This window comes from Massilia sp. LXY-5 (assembly GCF_059801075.1).
Window position 1 is genome coordinate 718,688 of record NZ_JBNNEH010000003.1, and the last position, 15,924, is coordinate 734,611.

General features: G+C 63.3%; 14 protein-coding genes. 13 read left to right on the forward strand and 1 reads right to left on the reverse strand.

Going from position 1 to position 15,924, the window contains the following annotated elements; genetic code table 11:
* Positions 1 to 93: 93 nt before the first annotated feature.
* Positions 94 to 807 carry an outer membrane protein OmpA gene (gene ompA, locus ACI48I_RS12195; RefSeq protein ID WP_193686652.1) on the reverse strand — a complete coding sequence of 238 codons (714 nt, stop codon included), beginning with the start codon at positions 805 to 807 and terminating at the stop codon, positions 94 to 96.
* A gap of 397 nt (positions 808 to 1,204) precedes the next feature.
* Here ompA and gyrA point away from each other — a divergent pair, with 397 nt between their 5' ends.
* From gyrA to ACI48I_RS12260, 13 genes are all read left to right on the forward strand, one after another.
* The gene (gene gyrA, locus ACI48I_RS12200) at positions 1,205 to 3,823 is read left to right on the forward strand and encodes a DNA gyrase subunit A (protein WP_193686651.1); all 2,619 of its coding nucleotides are present in this window, start codon (positions 1,205 to 1,207) and stop codon (positions 3,821 to 3,823) included.
* A gap of 69 nt (positions 3,824 to 3,892) precedes the next feature.
* The gene (gene serC, locus ACI48I_RS12205) at positions 3,893 to 4,981 is read left to right on the forward strand and encodes a 3-phosphoserine/phosphohydroxythreonine transaminase (RefSeq protein WP_193686650.1); all 1,089 of its coding nucleotides are present in this window, start codon (positions 3,893 to 3,895) and stop codon (positions 4,979 to 4,981) included.
* 210 nt (positions 4,982 to 5,191) lie between these two features.
* Entirely contained in the window at positions 5,192 to 6,262 is a 1,071-nt protein-coding gene (gene pheA, locus ACI48I_RS12210; RefSeq protein ID WP_498574324.1) for a prephenate dehydratase, read from the forward strand.
* 23 nt (positions 6,263 to 6,285) lie between these two features.
* On the forward strand, positions 6,286 to 7,389 hold the full coding sequence (gene hisC / locus ACI48I_RS12215; RefSeq protein WP_498574325.1) for a histidinol-phosphate transaminase: 1,104 nt from the start codon (positions 6,286 to 6,288) through the stop codon (positions 7,387 to 7,389).
* A complete protein-coding gene (locus ACI48I_RS12220; protein ID WP_498574326.1) occupies positions 7,389 to 8,294 on the forward strand; it encodes a prephenate dehydrogenase in 906 nt (301 codons plus the stop codon). Before hisC ends, ACI48I_RS12220 begins: the two co-directional genes overlap by 1 nt.
* Positions 8,291 to 9,622 carry a 3-phosphoshikimate 1-carboxyvinyltransferase gene (gene aroA, locus ACI48I_RS12225; protein WP_498574327.1) on the forward strand — a complete coding sequence of 444 codons (1,332 nt, stop codon included), beginning with the start codon at positions 8,291 to 8,293 and terminating at the stop codon, positions 9,620 to 9,622. The genes ACI48I_RS12220 and aroA overlap by 4 nt, the downstream gene beginning before the upstream one ends.
* A gap of 52 nt (positions 9,623 to 9,674) precedes the next feature.
* Positions 9,675 to 10,337, forward strand: coding sequence for a (d)CMP kinase (cmk, locus tag ACI48I_RS12230; RefSeq protein ID WP_193686645.1), 663 nt, complete (start codon positions 9,675 to 9,677; stop codon positions 10,335 to 10,337).
* 119 nt (positions 10,338 to 10,456) lie between these two features.
* The gene (gene rpsA / locus ACI48I_RS12235) at positions 10,457 to 12,169 is read left to right on the forward strand and encodes a 30S ribosomal protein S1 (RefSeq protein ID WP_193686644.1); all 1,713 of its coding nucleotides are present in this window, start codon (positions 10,457 to 10,459) and stop codon (positions 12,167 to 12,169) included.
* A gap of 23 nt (positions 12,170 to 12,192) precedes the next feature.
* Positions 12,193 to 12,498, forward strand: a complete 306-nt coding sequence (locus tag ACI48I_RS12240; RefSeq protein ID WP_056344442.1) for an integration host factor subunit beta — start codon at positions 12,193 to 12,195, stop codon at positions 12,496 to 12,498.
* 224 nt (positions 12,499 to 12,722) lie between these two features.
* The gene (locus ACI48I_RS12245; protein WP_193686643.1) at positions 12,723 to 13,025 is read left to right on the forward strand and encodes a LapA family protein; all 303 of its coding nucleotides are present in this window, start codon (positions 12,723 to 12,725) and stop codon (positions 13,023 to 13,025) included.
* Between the two features lie 32 nt (positions 13,026 to 13,057).
* The gene (gene lapB / locus ACI48I_RS12250) at positions 13,058 to 14,233 is read left to right on the forward strand and encodes a lipopolysaccharide assembly protein LapB (protein WP_498574328.1); all 1,176 of its coding nucleotides are present in this window, start codon (positions 13,058 to 13,060) and stop codon (positions 14,231 to 14,233) included.
* Positions 14,234 to 14,243: 10 nt separating this feature from the next.
* Complete coding sequence (rfaE1, locus tag ACI48I_RS12255) at positions 14,244 to 15,221, forward strand: D-glycero-beta-D-manno-heptose-7-phosphate kinase (RefSeq protein ID WP_193686641.1); 978 nt, start codon at positions 14,244 to 14,246, stop codon at positions 15,219 to 15,221.
* Between the two features lie 141 nt (positions 15,222 to 15,362).
* On the forward strand, positions 15,363 to 15,845 hold the full coding sequence (locus ACI48I_RS12260) for a ComEA family DNA-binding protein (RefSeq protein WP_498574329.1): 483 nt from the start codon (positions 15,363 to 15,365) through the stop codon (positions 15,843 to 15,845).
* Positions 15,846 to 15,924: the final 79 nt, after the last annotated feature.

Here is a 15,924-nt window from a genome sequence, read left to right on the forward strand (position 1 = left end):
GGAAATATTGGCCTGCGACGGACGCATGGCGACAAAAATATAGGGGCGAAAAAAAACCCCGCCAGGGCGGGGTTCTTCGTACCACCAGGCAAATTACTGCTGGCGGGTACGGGTACCGACGACTTCGATCTCGACGCGGCGGTTCTTCGCGCGGCCAGCCGAGCTCTTGTTGTCAGCGACAGGCTGCTTCTCGCCCTTGCCTTCGGTGTAGACGCGGTTGGCGTCGATGCCCTTGCTCTGCAGGTAAGCCTTGACCGATTCGGCGCGGCGGATCGACAGCTTCTGGTTGTAGGCATCGGTGCCGATCGAGTCGGTGTGGCCGACGGCGATGATGACTTCCAGGTTCATGTCGCCCAGCTTCGAGGTCAGCTCGTCGAGCGACTTCTTGCCTTCAGGCTTCAGGACGGCCTTGTCGAAATCGAAGAAGGCGTCAGCCGAGTAGCTCACCTTTTCCGAGGTCGGCACTGGTGCCGGTGCTGGTGCAGGTGCCGGGGCAGGCGCCGGTGCGGCTTCGACCGGTGGTGGCGGTGGGGCCACGCACTTGCCGTTTTCGAGCTTTTCAGGCGGGACGCACAGCGGCGCATCGCAGCCTGGGACCGCGTCGGCCGGGGTCCAGTAGCCGGTACGCCAGCACAGGCCGAAAGGATCGCGCGCGATCACGCCGCGGCTGTCCTGGACGTACGCGCTGTACGGCTTGTTCGCCTGGATGTCGGTGGTCAGCGGCGCGTACGGCGGAGCGCTCTGAGCGAACGCACTGCCAGCCATCGCTGCCGTAGCCGCGAGCATGAGGGTTGCAATCTTCTTCATATTTTTCGTTCCTTTCGGTTTTAAATCTTTTCGCTGCGAAATTTCATTATTTGCGACAACGTAGGCAGAATATTAACATCATTTCCGGATATGTTCGTTTCGCATTATGAAACAAGCAATTAACTTCTCGGCCATTTTGCCACATTCGCCATATCCGTACGACCGGCGCCTGCGCAATCACGGTGCATGGCGTGGTGCGCGTTGTTTCTGCGCAACAACGTCCCTGTAGTGTACGACAGCTTGACGAATGTTTATGACGTGCATGTGTCAGCTCAACAATTGTGCATGAAACAAGGGTGGATTGTCTCTTCGGCAAATGTCGCTCACTGTATAGGTGCATGGTAGAATCATCCGTTGGAACTCATAACCATTAGCCTGAAAGCAGTCGACCCGCACAATGGATCAATTCGCAAAAGAAACAGTCCCTATTTCCCTCGAAGAAGAGATGCGCAAGAGCTACCTCGATTACGCCATGAGCGTGATCGTGGGCCGTGCGTTGCCGGATGTGCGTGATGGCCTGAAGCCGGTGCACCGGCGCGTGCTCTTCTCCATGCACGAGAGTAATTACAACTTCAATCGTCCTTACGTGAAGTGCGCGCGCGTGGTCGGCGACACCATGGGTAAATACCACCCGCACGGCGACTCGTCGATCTACGACACGCTGGTGCGGATGGCCCAGGACTTCTCGCTGCGCTACACGCTGGTCGACGGGCAGGGCAATTTTGGCTCGATCGACGGCGACAGCGCCGCGGCAATGCGTTATACCGAGTGCCGCCTCGACAAGATCGCCGCCGAGCTGCTGGCCGACATCGACAAGGACACGGTCGACTTCCAGCCGAACTATGACGGCAAGGAGAAGGAACCGACCGTCCTGCCGACCAAGATCCCGAACCTGCTGATCAACGGCTCCTCGGGCATCGCGGTCGGCATGGCGACGAACATCCCGCCGCACAACCTGTCGGAAGTCATCAACGGCGCCCAGCACCTGCTGCGCAACCCGGACTGCACGATCGACGAGCTGATCGAGCTGATCCCGGCGCCGGACTTCCCGACCGCCGGCATCATCTACGGCGTCTCGGGCGTGCGCGACGGTTATCGCACCGGCCGCGGCCGCGTGGTGATGCGCGCCAAGACCCACTTCGAAGAGTATGGCAAGGATGGCGGCCGCATTGCGATCATCATCGACGAACTGCCCTACCAGGTAAATAAAAAATCGCTGCTCGAGCGTATCGCCGAGAACGTGCGCGACAAAAAGCTCGAGGGCATCAGCGACATCCGCGACGAGTCCGACAAGTCGGGCATGCGCGTCGTCATCGAGCTCAAGCGTGGCGAAGTGCCGGAAGTGGTGCTGAACAACCTGTACAAGCAGACCCAGCTGCAGGACACCTTCGGCATGAACATGGTGGCGCTGGTCAACGGCCAGCCGAAGCTGCTGAACCTCAAGCAGATGCTCGAGTGCTTCCTGTCGCACCGCCGCGAAGTCGTCACGCGCCGTACCGTGTTCGAACTGCGCAAGGCGCGCGAGCGCGGGCACATGCTCGAAGGTCTCGCCGTCGCGCTGGCCAACATCGACGATTTTATTGCCATCATCAAGGCCGCGCCGACGCCGCCGGTGGCGAAGATGGAACTGATGCAGCGCGCCTGGGATTCGTCCCTGGTGCGCGAGATGCTGCTGCGTACCGCCGAGGGCAGCACGATCGGCGGCATCGAGGCCTTCCGTCCGGAGCACCTGCCGAAGCACTACGGCATGCAGGCCGACGGCCTGTATAAACTGTCGGACGAGCAGGCCCAGGAAATCCTGCAGATGCGCCTGCAGCGCCTGACGGGCCTGGAGCAGGACAAGATCGTCAACGAGTACAAAGAGGTGATGGCCCACATCGCCGACCTGCTCGACATCCTGTCGCGTCCGGAACGCGTGACGACCATCATCAGCGACGAGATGGTCCAGATCAAGAACGACTACACCGAAAACGGCAAGGATGCGCGCCGTTCGGCCATCGAGCACAACGCCAGCGACCTCGATACCGAAGACCTGATCACGCCGCAGGACATGGTCGTGACCCTGTCGCACACCGGCTACATGAAGTCGCAGCCGATCGCCGAATACCGTGCGCAGAAGCGCGGCGGCCGCGGCAAGCAGGCGATGGCAACGAAGGACGAGGACTGGATCGACCAGCTGTTCATCGCGAATACGCACGACTACATGCTGTGCTTCTCGAACCGCGGCCGGATGTACTGGCTGAAGGTCTGGGAAGTGCCGCAGGGTTCGCGCAATTCGCGCGGCAAGCCGATCGTCAACATGTTCCCGCTGCAGGACAACGAGAAGATCACGGTCATCCTGCCGCTGTCGGGCATCAACCGCACCTTCCCGGAAGACCATTACGTCTTCATGTCGACCTCGCTCGGCACCGTGAAGAAGACGCCGCTGAAGGACTTCAGCAATCCACGCAAGGCCGGCATCATCGCGGTCGACCTGGACGAAGGCGACTTCCTGATCGGCGCGGCGCTGACCGACGGCCAGCACGACGTGATGCTGTTCTCGGATGGCGGCAAGGCCGTGCGTTTCGACGAGAACGACGTGCGCCCGATGGGCCGTACCGCGCGCGGCGTGCGCGGCATGAACCTGGAAGAGGGCCAGCAGGTCATCGCGCTGCTGGTGGCCGAGAACGAGCAGCAGTCGGTGCTCACCGCCACCGAGAACGGCTTCGGCAAGCGTACCCCGATCACGGAGTACACCCGCCACGGCCGCGGCACCAAGGGCATGATCGCGATCCAGACCTCCGAACGTAACGGCAAGGTCGTGGCCGCGACCCTGGTCGACACCACGGACGAGATCATGCTGATCACGACCGGCGGCGTGCTGATCCGCACCCGCGTGTCCGAGATCCGCGAGATGGGCCGTGCGACCCAGGGCGTCACGCTCATCGCGGTCGAGGACGGCACCAAGCTGTCGGGCCTGCAACGTATCGTCGAGACGGACCTGGAAGAGGTCGAGCTCGAAGCGGCGCCGGAATAAGCCAGCGAACGCCACCCTGCGCGGGTGGCGTTTTTTTTAGAACCAATCAAACCAGGGCGAAAGGACCGCATGACCCACGTATTCAATTTTTCGGCAGGACCTGCCGTCCTCCCCAAGGAAGTATTGCAACAAGCCGCCAGCGAAATGCTCGACTGGCACGGCAGCGGCATGTCGGTGATGGAGATGAGCCATCGCGGCCCTGAATTCATCTCGATTTATAAGCAGGCGGAAGCCGACCTGCGTGAGCTGCTGGCCGTCCCTGCGAACTACAAGATCCTGTTCATGCAGGGCGGGGGACTGGGCCAGAATGCGGTGATCCCGCTGAACCTGCTGGGACGCGTAGCCCAGCCGGGCACCATCGATTTCGTGCACACGGGTTCGTGGTCCGGCAAATCGATCAAGGAAGCGGCGCGCTATGCGCAGGTGAACGTCGCCGCCTCGAGCCAGGCCGAGGGTTTTACGCGCGTACCAGATCCAGCTACCTGGAAACTCACCGACGGCGCGGCCTACCTGCACGTCTGCACCAACGAAACGATCGATGGCGTCGAGTACAACTTCGTGCCGCAGCCCCTGGACGGCGTGCCGCTGGTGGCGGACATGTCCTCGCACATCCTGTCGCGTGTCATCGACGTGTCGAAATATGGCGTGATTTTCGCCGGCGCCCAGAAGAACATCGGCCCGGCGGGCCTGACGCTGGTGATCGTGCGCGAGGATTTGCTGGAGTACGCGCTGCCGGCCTGTCCGTCCGCCTTCCACTGGAAGAACGTGGCCGAGCACGAGTCGATGTTCAATACGCCGCCGACCTATGCGATCTATATCGCCGGCCTGGTATTCGCCCATCTCAAGCGCCAGGGTGGCGTGGCGGCGATGGAAGCGCGTAATATCGAGAAAGCGCGCCTGCTGTACGAGGCGCTGGATCGCGACGATTTCTACAGCAACCGCGTGGAGGAGTCGTGCCGCTCGCGCATGAATATTCCGTTCTATCTGCGCGACGAATCACTGAACGACCAATTCCTGGCCGGCGCGAAGGCGCGCGGGCTACTGCAGCTGAAGGGCCACAAGTCCGTCGGGGGCATGCGGGCATCCATTTACAATGCGATGCCGATCGAAGGGGTGCAGGCCCTGGTCGATTATTTGAACGAGTTTGCGGGGCGGTAAAACCCGGCGGTGGATTTCCAATCCGCGGCGGTTGTGCGCCATAGGGTGGGCTCTCGAGCCCACGCGTACGTGCCGGTGCTTACCACCTGCACCCGGTAACGGGCCACGGACGAGCCGCAACAGTTCAGCCGGTGACCGCGTGGGCACGAGTGCCCACCCTACGTTACGCAACGGCCAACAAATAAAACAGCAGCCATTTATCAGCACACCATGACAGACAAACTCACCCCACTGCGCCAGCAGATCGACGCGATCGACGCGCAAATCCTGGACCTGCTCAGCCAGCGCGGCCGCATCGCCCAGGAAGTCGGCCACGTGAAAGCCGAAACCGACGCCCCCGTATTCCGCCCCGAGCGCGAAGCGCAGGTGCTGCGCGGCGTCGCCGACCGCAATCCGGGCCCGCTGAAAAACCAGGACGTACAGACCATCTTCCGCGAGGTGATGTCGGCCTGCCGCGCGCTGGAAAAGCGCGTCACCGTCGCCTACCTGGGACCGGCCGGCACCTTCAGCGAGCAGGCCGTCTACCAACATTTCGGCCACGCCGTCGAAGGCCTGCCTTGCGCCTCGATCGACGAGGTGTTCCGCGCAACGGAAGCCGGCACCGCCGACTTCGGCGTGGTCCCTGTCGAGAACTCGTCCGAGGGCGCCATCAACCGCACGCTCGACCTGATGCTGGCGACGACCACCGCGATTTCGGGCGAAGTCTCGATCCCCGTGCACCACAGCCTGATGACGAAGACCGGCAGCATGGACGGCGTCACCGTCGTCTGCGCGCATTCCCAGGCCCTGGCGCAGTGCCAGGTCTGGCTGAACCTGCACCACCCGAACATCGAACGCCGCGCCGTGGCCTCCAACGCGGAAGCGGCGGTCCTGGCGAGCCGCGACCCGACCGTGGCGGCGATCGCCAGCGAGATGGCGGGCGAGCAGTACCAGCTGGGCGTGGTCCAGGCCCACATCCAGGACGATCCGCACAACCGCACCCGCTTTTCCGTGATCGGCTCGCTGCAGACCAGCCCGTCGGGACGCGACCGCACCTCGCTGGTGCTGGCCGTGCCGAACAAGGCGGGCGCCGTGTATAAACTGCTGGCGCCGCTGGCGACGCATGGCGTGTCGATGACGCGCTTCGAATCGCGTCCGGCACGCATCGGCACCTGGGAGTATTACTTCTATGTCGACGTCGAGGGTCACCGCCAGGACGAAGCCGTCGCGCGCGCCCTCGAGGAACTGCACGACAACGCCGCCTTTTTCAAGCTGCTGGGTTCCTACCCGGTCGGCCTCTAATATCTACTTTTTGAGTCTAGCCCATGTCGAAATTCGGTCCAGAATACGTCCGCGCCATCGCCCCTTACCAGGCCGGCAAACCCATCGCTGAAGTCGCCCGCGAATTCGGTTTAGATGAGGCCAGCATCGTCAAGCTCGCCTCCAACGAGAATCCGTTCGGCGTGCCCGAGTCGAGCAAGGCCGCGATGGCGCAGGCCGCCGCCGACCTCGGCCGCTACCCGGATGCCAACGGCTTCGAACTGAAAGCCGCCCTCAGCGCGCGCTACGACGTGCCGGCCGACTGGATCACGCTCGGCAACGGCAGCAACGACATCCTCGAAATCGCCGCCCATGCCTTCGTCCAGAAGGGCGAGTCGGTCGTGTTCGCGCAGTACTCGTTCGCGGTGTATGCACTGGCCACGCAGGGCGTGGGCGGGCGCGCGATCGTCGTCCCGGCCGTGAACTACGGCCACGACCTGCAAGGCATGGCAGCCGCGATCGAAGCGGACACGCGCCTGGTGTATGTCGCCAACCCGAACAACCCGACCGGCACGTTTATCGGCGCGCAAGAGATCGAAGCCTTCCTGAAGCAGGTGCCGGCGAACGTGGTCGTCGTGCTGGACGAAGCCTATAACGAATACCTGGCCGCCGAACACCAGTTCGAATCCGCCGACTGGGTGCGCAAGTACCCGAACCTGATCGTCTCGCGCACCTTCTCCAAGGCCTATGGCCTGGCCGGCCTGCGCGTGGGCTTTGCGATCGCCCAGCCGGAAGTCACCGACCTGATGAACCGCATCCGCCAGCCTTTCAACGTCAATTCGCTGGCCCAGGCGGCGGCGATCGCGGCGCTGAACGACAAGGAGTTCCTCAAGAAGGGCGCCGAGAACAACGCCGCGGGCTATAGGCAGATGACTGCCGCCTTCGAGGAACTCGGCCTGGAATACGTTCCTTCCTTCGGCAATTTCGTGCTGGTGCGCGTCGGCGACGACGACGGGGCCGGTGCGCGCGTCAACCTGGCGCTCCTGAAACAGGGCGTGATCGTGCGTCCGGTCGGCGCCTACGGCTTGCCGCAGTGGCTGCGCATCTCGATCGGCCTGCCGCAGGAGAACGCGACCTTCATCGAAGCACTCAAGAAGGCGCTGAGCTAATGCTGGGCAAGGTCGTTGTCGTCGGCGTCGGGCTGATCGGTGGCTCGTTCGCGCTGGCTTTGAGGCAGGCCGGCGCCGCGCGGGAAATCGTGGGCATGGGGCGCTCGCAGGAAGCCCTGGCGCGCGCGCTGGAACTGGGCATCGTCGACAGCATCACGGATTCGCCGGAAGTGGCGATGGCCGGCGCGGATCTCGTACTGCTGGCCGCTCCGGTCGCCCAGACCGGGCCGATCCTGAAACAGTTGCTGCCCTACCTGGACATCGGCACCGTGATCACCGACGCCGGCAGCACCAAGTCGGACGTCGTCGCTTCTGCCCGCGAAGCGCTGGGCGACAAGGCAAAGCAGTTCGTGCCTGCGCATCCGATCGCCGGACGCGAGTCGAACGGTCCGGACGCGGCACTGGCCGGGCTCTACCAGGGCAAGAAGACAATCATCACGCCGCTGCCGGAAAACGCGGCCGGCGACGTCGGCCTGGTGGCGGCCGCCTGGCGCCTGTGCGGCGCGATCATCCACACCCTCACGCCCGAAGAGCACGACCGCGTGTTCGCCGCCGTCAGCCACCTGCCGCATTTGCTGGCGTTCGGGCTGGTGGACGACATCGCGAAAAAACCGCATGCGGACCAGCTGTTCCAGTACGCGGCCAGCGGCTTTCGCGACTTCACCCGGATCGCCGGCTCTTCTCCCGAAATGTGGCGCGACATCAGCCTCGCCAACCGCGATGCGCTCCTCACCGAGCTCGATGCATATCTGGCACAATTGACAGTATTGCGCGGGCACCTGGCCGCCAGGGATGGGGCAGGGCTGGAGCTCATCTACACGAATGCGCAGCGCGCCCGCCGCGCCTGGAGCGAGGCCATCGAAACGGCCGAGCCCGCGCCACTCAAGAATCAGGAACCCGAATGACGCAGCAAAAACACTACCCGCAGCACATCGACCTCGAGCCCGTCATGCACGTCGAGGGCACGGTGCGCCTGCCGGGTTCGAAAAGCATCTCGAATCGCACGCTGCTGCTCGCGGCGCTCAGCGAAGGCACGACCACGATCCACGACCTGCTCGCTTCCGACGACACCATGGTGATGCTGGGCGCGCTGCGCTCGCTCGGCATCCAGTGGGACGAAGTCGACGAGCGCACCGTCGTCGTGCATGGCAACGGCGGCGTGCTGCCCATTGGCGAGGCCGACCTCTTCATGGGCAACGCAGGCACCGCGATCCGCCCGCTGACCGCGGCCCTGGCCGTGATCGGCGGCGACTACACCCTGCACGGCGTCTCGCGCATGCACGAGCGTCCGATCGGCGACCTGGTCGACGCCCTCAACGAGATCGGCGCGCAAATCGAGTACACCGGGGAGCAGGGCTTTCCGCCGCTGCGCATTCGCCGTGGCCACATCCATGCAAACCGCATGTCGGTGCGCGGCAATGTGTCGAGCCAGTTCCTGACCGCGCTGTTGATGGCCGCGCCGCTGATGGCGCGCGGGCATGCGGTGACGATCGACGTCGTCGGCGAGCTGATCTCCAAGCCTTACATCGAGATCACGCTGAACCTGATGCGCCGCTTCGGCGTGACGGTCGAGCAGAACGGCTGGGCCTCGTTCACGGTGCAGCCGGGCCAGAAATACGTCTCGCCGGGCAGTATCCACGTCGAAGGCGACGCTTCCTCGGCCTCCTACTTCCTGGCGGCCGGCGCGATCGGCGGCGGACCGGTGCGGGTCGAAGGGGTGGGGCAGGACAGCATCCAGGGCGACGTGCGCTTTGCCGACGCATTGGAACGCATGGGCGCAATCGTCACCCGCGGCGAGAACTGGATCGAAGCGCGCGGGAACGGCGTACTGAAAGCCATCGACGCCGACTTCAACCATATCCCGGATGCCGCGATGACGATCGCCGTCGCCGCGCTGTATGCGGACGGCACCAGTACCCTGCGCAACATCGCCAGCTGGCGCGTGAAGGAAACCGACCGCCTGGCGGCGATGGCGACCGAACTGCGCAAGGTCGGCGCCATCGTGGAAGAGGGCGCGGACTACATCACGATCACCCCGCCCGAGGAACTGCTGCCGGCGACCATCGACACCTATGACGACCACCGGATGGCGATGTGCTTCTCGCTGGCCGCCCTGGACGGCAAGGCGCGCCGCGGCAACGCGATGCGCATCAACGATCCGAAATGCGTCGCCAAGACCTTCCCCGACTATTTCGAAGCGTTCGCGAGCATTGCGCGCAGTGAACTGTTCTGATCAAGTGTTTTAAACTGCGCCCCGTCGCCAACAACAAGAAGTCATCAACACAATGCCCAACTCCCATATTCCCGTGATCACGATCGACGGCCCGACGGCCTCCGGCAAAGGCACCGTCGCCGCCCGCGTCGCCGACCGGCTCGGTTACCACCTGCTCGATTCGGGCGCCCTCTACCGCTTGACGGCACTGTCCGCCATGCGGGCCGGCGTCGCCCTCGACGACGAGCAGGGTGTGGCCCAGCTGGCACAGGTGCTGCCGGCAAGCTTCTCCAATGGCGATATTTTCCTCGCCGGCGAAGAGGTGGGAGCGCTGATCCGGGCCGAGGAAGTGGGCAACAACGCCTCGAAAATCGCGGCCTTCCCAAGCGTGCGCCAGGCCCTCTACGCCCTGCAACTGGGCTTTCGCAAGGCGCCGGGCCTGGTGGCCGACGGGCGCGACATGGGCACCGTCATTTTCCCGAATGCACGCCTGAAGGTGTTTCTGACGGCCAGCGTCGAAGCCCGTGCCGAACGCCGATATAAGCAATTGATTGGCAAAGGGTTTTCTGCTAATATGGACGATCTGCTGGCGGATTTGCAGGCGCGCGACGACCGCGATACCCATCGCACCGTCGCCCCGCTGGTCCCTGCGGAAGGCGCGTACATCCTCGATACGTCGGATATGTCGGTGGATGAAGCGGTGGAGCAAGTGCTCCACTGGCACACGCTGCTGTAGTTTGCTCAGTTGTTTGTTTGGTGCCTGCGACGGCCTTTTGCCCCGCAGGTGTTGTTTTAACCTGACCCAGTTCAGAACCGCACCATCGCCGGTCCTGCTGGCTAACATGTAAATCACCTATGTCTACTGCAACCACCCAAGATTCCGGTATGGAAAGCTTCGCAGCCCTCTTCGAGGAATCGCTGTCGCGTCAAGATATGCGCTCGGGCGAAGTCATCTCCGCTGAAGTCGTGCGTCTGGATCACAACTTCGTGATCGTCAACGCAGGCCTGAAGTCGGAAGCTTTCATTCCGGTCGAAGAATTCAAGAATGACCAGGGCGAACTGGAAGTCCAGATTGGCGACTTCGTTTCCGTGGCCATCGAATCGCTGGAAAACGGTTTTGGCGATACCATCCTGTCGCGCGACAAGGCCAAGCGCCTGGCATCGTGGCTGGCCCTGGAAAAAGCAATGGAATCGGGCGAGATCGTCACCGGTACCGTCAACGGTAAAGTCAAGGGCGGCCTGACCGTCCTGACCAACGGCATCCGCGCATTCCTGCCGGGTTCGCTGGTCGACACCCGTCCGGTCAAGGACACCACCCCATTCGAAGGCAAGACCCTCGAGTTCAAGGTCATCAAGCTGGACCGCAAGCGTAACAACGTCGTCCTGTCGCGCCGCGCCGTCATCGAAGCATCGATGGGCGAAGAGCGCCAGAAACTGATGGAAACGCTGAAAGAAGGCACGGTCGTGACCGGCGTCGTCAAGAACATCACCGACTACGGCGCGTTCGTGGACCTGGGTGGCATCGACGGCCTGCTGCACATCACCGACCTGGCATGGCGTCGCGTGCGTCACCCGTCGGAAGTGCTGTCGGTTGGCCAGGAAATCACCGCCAAGGTCCTCAAGTACGATCAGGAAAAGAACCGCGTCTCGCTGGGCGTCAAGCAGCTGGGCGACGATCCCTGGACCGGCCTGTCGCGTCGTTACCCGCAAGGCACCCGCCTGTTCGGTAAAGTCACGAACCTCACCGACTACGGCGCGTTCGTCGAAGTCGAGCAGGGCATCGAAGGCCTGGTGCACGTGTCGGAGATGGACTGGACCAACAAGAACGTGGCTCCGAACAAAGTCGTGCAGCTGGGCGACGAAGTCGAAGTCATGGTCCTGGAAATCGACGAAGAGCGTCGCCGTATCTCGCTGGGCATGAAGCAGTGCAAGGCGAACCCATGGGACGACTTCGGCATGACCCACAAGAAGGGCGACAAGGTCAAGGGTTCGATCAAGTCGATCACCGACTTCGGCGTCTTCATCGGCCTGCCAGGCAACATCGATGGTCTGGTGCACCTGTCGGACCTGTCGTGGACCGAAGCCGGCGAAGAGGCAGTGCGCCGCTTCAAGAAGGGCGACGAGCTGGAAGCCGTCGTTCTGGCCATCGACGTCGAGCGCGAGCGTGTTTCGCTGGGCGTCAAGCAGCTGGAAGGCGACCCGTTCAACAACTTCGCTGCACTGAACGACAAGGGTTCCCTGGTCACCGGTACGGTCAAGTCGGTTGAGCCGAAAGGCGCCGTCATCGGCCTGAACGAAGAAGTCGAAGGCTACCTGCGCGCTTCGGAAATCTCGCGTGACCGCGTTGAAGATGCCGGTACCCACCTGAAGGTCGGCGACAAGGTCGAAGCCCTGGTCATCAACATCGATCGCAAAGCGCGCAGCATCCAGCTGTCGATCAAGGCGAAAGACAATGTCGAGACCCAGGAAGCGATGAGCAAGCTGTCGAACTCGAGCGACAGCAATGCCGCATCGGGCACGACCAGCCTGGGCGCGCTGCTGAAGGCCAAGTTCGATAACAAGGGTTAATTGACCCTGCTTGAGGCGACCAGATGACCAAGTCCGAGTTGATTGCACGACTGGCTGAGCGTTATTCTCAGCTGGTCGCCAAGGATGCCGAGTACGCAGTCAAGACCATCCTCGATGCGATGACCAACGCCCTGGCGACCGGGCAGCGCATCGAAATCCGTGGTTTCGGCAGCTTTGCACTCAACAGCCGTCCACCCCGCATCGGCCGCAATCCGAAGTCGGGCGACAAGGTGATGGTGCCCGAAAAACGGGTGCCCCATTTCAAGCCCGGCAAGCAGTTGCGCGAGCGGGTCGACGCGATGGTCGGGCAACCGATCATCGAAGACTGAAGTCGTCTGCTACGTGCAGGCAACAAGAACGGCGCCCTCGGGCGCCGTTTTTTTTGCCTGCGTCGAATGGTGGGCACGGGGCGCCCACCCTACGAAAGCTTATGTCCGCGTGGGCACCCCCGTGCCCACCGATTCCGGCACCCGCCAAACGGACCTCAACTTTGAAATAAATGTGCAGATATGCGACACTGCGCCTTTGCATCCCCCACCGCCAGGCCCACCCGATGAAATTCGTCTCCACCCTCGCAGGATTTGTCCTGTTCGTCCTGTTTTTCGGCTTCGCGCTGAAGAACACGCAGGAAGTCGACCTGAACTTTTTCCTCGGCTATGAACTGCGCGGCCCGCTGGTGCTGATGCTGCTCGCCTTTTTCATCGCCGGCGCCGCACTCGGCATCCTGGCCATGTCGCCGACCGTGTTCCGCCACCGCCGCGAATCCTCGCAGCACAAGAACACCGTGCAGGCCCTGCAAAGCGCTGCCGGCACCGGTAGCGCCCAGCCCGCCGCGGATGCGGTCGCACCTCGGTAATTGCTCCGATCATCAATCAAGAATAACAATCCATGGAATTTGAAACCTGGTGGCTGCTCGCCGTCCCCGTCTTCTTTGGCCTCGGCTGGATCGCCGCCCGGGTCGACATCAAACAGATCCTGTCCGAATCGCGCACCTTGCCGCGGGCCTATTTCAAGGGCTTGAACCTGCTGCTGAACGACCAGCCGGATAAAGCGATCGACGCCTTCATCGAGATCGTCACGCTCGACCCGGAAACGGCCGACATGCACTTCGCGCTCGGCAACCTGTTCCGCCGGCGCGGCGAGATCGAACGCGCGATCCGCGTCCACCAGAACCTGCTGGCGCGGCCCGACCTGCCGCCCGAACAGCGCATGCAAGCCCAGTACGAACTCGGCATGGACTACCTGAAGGCCGGCCTGCTCGACCGCGCCGAAGAGACCTTCAACGGCCTGGTCGACGGCGGGTACAGCGTCCAGGCCAGCAAGGCGCTGCTGGAAATCTACCAGCGCGAAAAGGAATGGAGCCGCGCCATCGATGCCGCGACCGGCCTGCAGCTGTCGGGTGCCGGTGCGCGCCAGAAGGAAATCGCCCAGTTCTATTGCGAGCTGGCCCAGGATGCGCTGGTGCGCAGCGACCTGCCCGACGCGATGTCGCTGCTGGATAAAGCCCTGCATGCCGACCGCAACAGCGTGCGCGCGACCATGCTGCTGGGAGACGTGCTGCTGGCCCAGGGCGACGTCGAGGCGGCCATCGCCACCTGGAAGCGCGTCGAGCAGCAAAGCGTGCCGCACGTGGCCCTGGTGGCCGGACGCCTGATGGACGGCTACCGCCGCGTCGGCCGCCCGCAGGAAGGCGTCAACCTGCTGCGTTCCTACCTGGCCGAAGCGTCCTCGATCGACCTGATCGAGGTCGTCTTCAAGGCCGTGATTGAACTCGACGGCGTCGAGGCTGCCAAACAGCTGGTGCTCGACGAATTGCGCCGCAATCCGACCCTGCTCGGCCTGGATAAACTGCTGGAGGCGCGCCTGATGGACGCCCCGGCCCATATCTGGGAAGAGCTGTCGATGGTGAAGAACCTGATCCACGGCTACACGGCCAAGCTGGCGCGCTACCAGTGCGGCCACTGCGGCTTCAAGGCGCGCCAGTATTACTGGCAATGCCCGGGTTGCAGCCGCTGGGAAACCTACCCGCCGCGCCGCACCGAAGAACTCAACGTGATGAATTGAAGCAGGAAGCATGACGACCGATACCGCACGCCGCGTACTCGACGGCGCAGACTACCTCCACACCGCCGCCCCGCGGCTGGACAACGTGCGCATGCTCGTCGTCGGCGACGTCATGCTCGACCGCTACTGGTTCGGCGACGTCTCGCGCATCTCTCCGGAAGCGCCGGTGCCGGTGGTGCGCATCGAGCGCCGCGAGGAGCGCCTCGGCGGCGCCGCCAACGTCGCCCGCAACGCGGCCGCATTGGGCGCCCACAGCGGCCTGCTGGGCGTGGTCGGGGCCGACGAAGCCGGCACCCAGGTCGAGACCCTGCTGCGCGAATCAAGCATCCACAGCTACCTGAAACGCGACGAAGCGATCTCCACCATCATCAAGCTGCGCGTCATCGGCCGCCAGCAGCAGATGGTGCGCATCGACTTCGAGGATGCGCCGACCGAAAACGTGCTGCGCGACAAGCTGACCCAGTTCAAGGCGCTGCTGCCGGACTACGATGTACTGATCTTCTCGGACTACAACAAGGGTAGCCTGGTCAACGTCGCCGAAATGATCCGCGCCGCGCGTGAAGCCGGCAAGATCGTGATGGTCGACCCGAAGGGCGACGATTTCTCGCCGTATGCGGGCGCCAGCATGCTGACGCCCAACAAATCCGAACTCAGGCGCATCGTCGGCAACTGGAAGACCGAGGAGCAGCTGACCGCCAAGGCCCAGGCGCTGCGCGCCGAGCTGGGGATCGAATCCCTGCTGCTGACGCGATCGGAGGAGGGGATGAGCCTGTACACGGAGAAGGAAGTGCTGCACGTGCACGCGGATGCGCGCGAGGTGTTCGACGTATCGGGTGCCGGCGACACGGTGATTGCGACCATGGCGGCGATGCTGGGGGCCGGTGCGCCGCTGGATGTGGCGCTGGCGACGGCGAACCGGGCGGGTGGCATTGTCGTCGGCAAGCTGGGCACCGCAACGGTCACGCGGGCCGAGCTCTTCCCCGGTTGAATCATAGGGTGGGTATCCAGGCCCACCCTGGGCGCGACGTTTCTGATCCGGATTAACCAAACACGTCAACAGTTTCCGCGCATGCGCGTTAACACGGGACGGACGGCACCCGCCGGCCACATTCCTGAATGGAGACACCCGATGATCAAGAAACTGATGCTTGCCGTTGCCATGCTGGTCGCCTCGACCGGCTTCGCGTTTGCCCAGGTCGACGTCAACAAGGCCGACGCCGCCGCCCTCGACTCCGTCAAGGGCGTGGGACCGAGCATGTCGAAAACCATCCTGACCGAGCGCAGCAAGGGCGAATTCAAGGACTGGGCCGACTTCCAGAAGCGCGTCAAGGGTGTGGGCGACAAGACGGCGATCAAGCTGTCCGAAGCGGGCCTGCAGGTGAACGGCAAGGCCAAGGAAGGCGCACCGATGGCCGCCAAAACCGACGCCAAGGCTGCCAAAACCGATGCCAAGGCTGCCAAGGCGGACGCGAAGATGGATGCCAAGACTGCCAAGACGGATACGAAGATGGACGCCAAGGCGGCCAAGACCGACACCAAGTCTGAAGCCAAGATGGATGCTAAGTCCGCCAAGGACAGCAAGACCAAGCCTGCCGAGTCCAAGAGCATGTAATTGCGGCGCGGCCGGGGCGCTGCCCTGGCCACGCCTTCGGTTTCGCACCGGTATTTCTGCATGTAAATACTGCAAGAAG

Coding starts and splice junctions, on each gene's coding strand:
- ompA (WP_193686652.1), bottom strand. CDS start 807: ATGAAGAAGATTGCAACCCTCATGCTCGCGGCTACGGCAGCGATGGCT.
- gyrA (WP_193686651.1), top strand. CDS start 1,205: ATGGATCAATTCGCAAAAGAAACAGTCCCTATTTCCCTCGAAGAAGAG.
- serC (WP_193686650.1), top strand. CDS start 3,893: ATGACCCACGTATTCAATTTTTCGGCAGGACCTGCCGTCCTCCCCAAG.
- pheA (WP_498574324.1), top strand. CDS start 5,192: ATGACAGACAAACTCACCCCACTGCGCCAGCAGATCGACGCGATCGAC.
- hisC (WP_498574325.1), top strand. CDS start 6,286: ATGTCGAAATTCGGTCCAGAATACGTCCGCGCCATCGCCCCTTACCAG.
- ACI48I_RS12220 (WP_498574326.1), top strand. CDS start 7,389: ATGCTGGGCAAGGTCGTTGTCGTCGGCGTCGGGCTGATCGGTGGCTCG.
- aroA (WP_498574327.1), top strand. CDS start 8,291: ATGACGCAGCAAAAACACTACCCGCAGCACATCGACCTCGAGCCCGTC.
- cmk (WP_193686645.1), top strand. CDS start 9,675: ATGCCCAACTCCCATATTCCCGTGATCACGATCGACGGCCCGACGGCC.
- rpsA (WP_193686644.1), top strand. CDS start 10,457: ATGTCTACTGCAACCACCCAAGATTCCGGTATGGAAAGCTTCGCAGCC.
- ACI48I_RS12240 (WP_056344442.1), top strand. CDS start 12,193: ATGACCAAGTCCGAGTTGATTGCACGACTGGCTGAGCGTTATTCTCAG.
- ACI48I_RS12245 (WP_193686643.1), top strand. CDS start 12,723: ATGAAATTCGTCTCCACCCTCGCAGGATTTGTCCTGTTCGTCCTGTTT.
- lapB (WP_498574328.1), top strand. CDS start 13,058: ATGGAATTTGAAACCTGGTGGCTGCTCGCCGTCCCCGTCTTCTTTGGC.
- rfaE1 (WP_193686641.1), top strand. CDS start 14,244: ATGACGACCGATACCGCACGCCGCGTACTCGACGGCGCAGACTACCTC.
- ACI48I_RS12260 (WP_498574329.1), top strand. CDS start 15,363: ATGATCAAGAAACTGATGCTTGCCGTTGCCATGCTGGTCGCCTCGACC.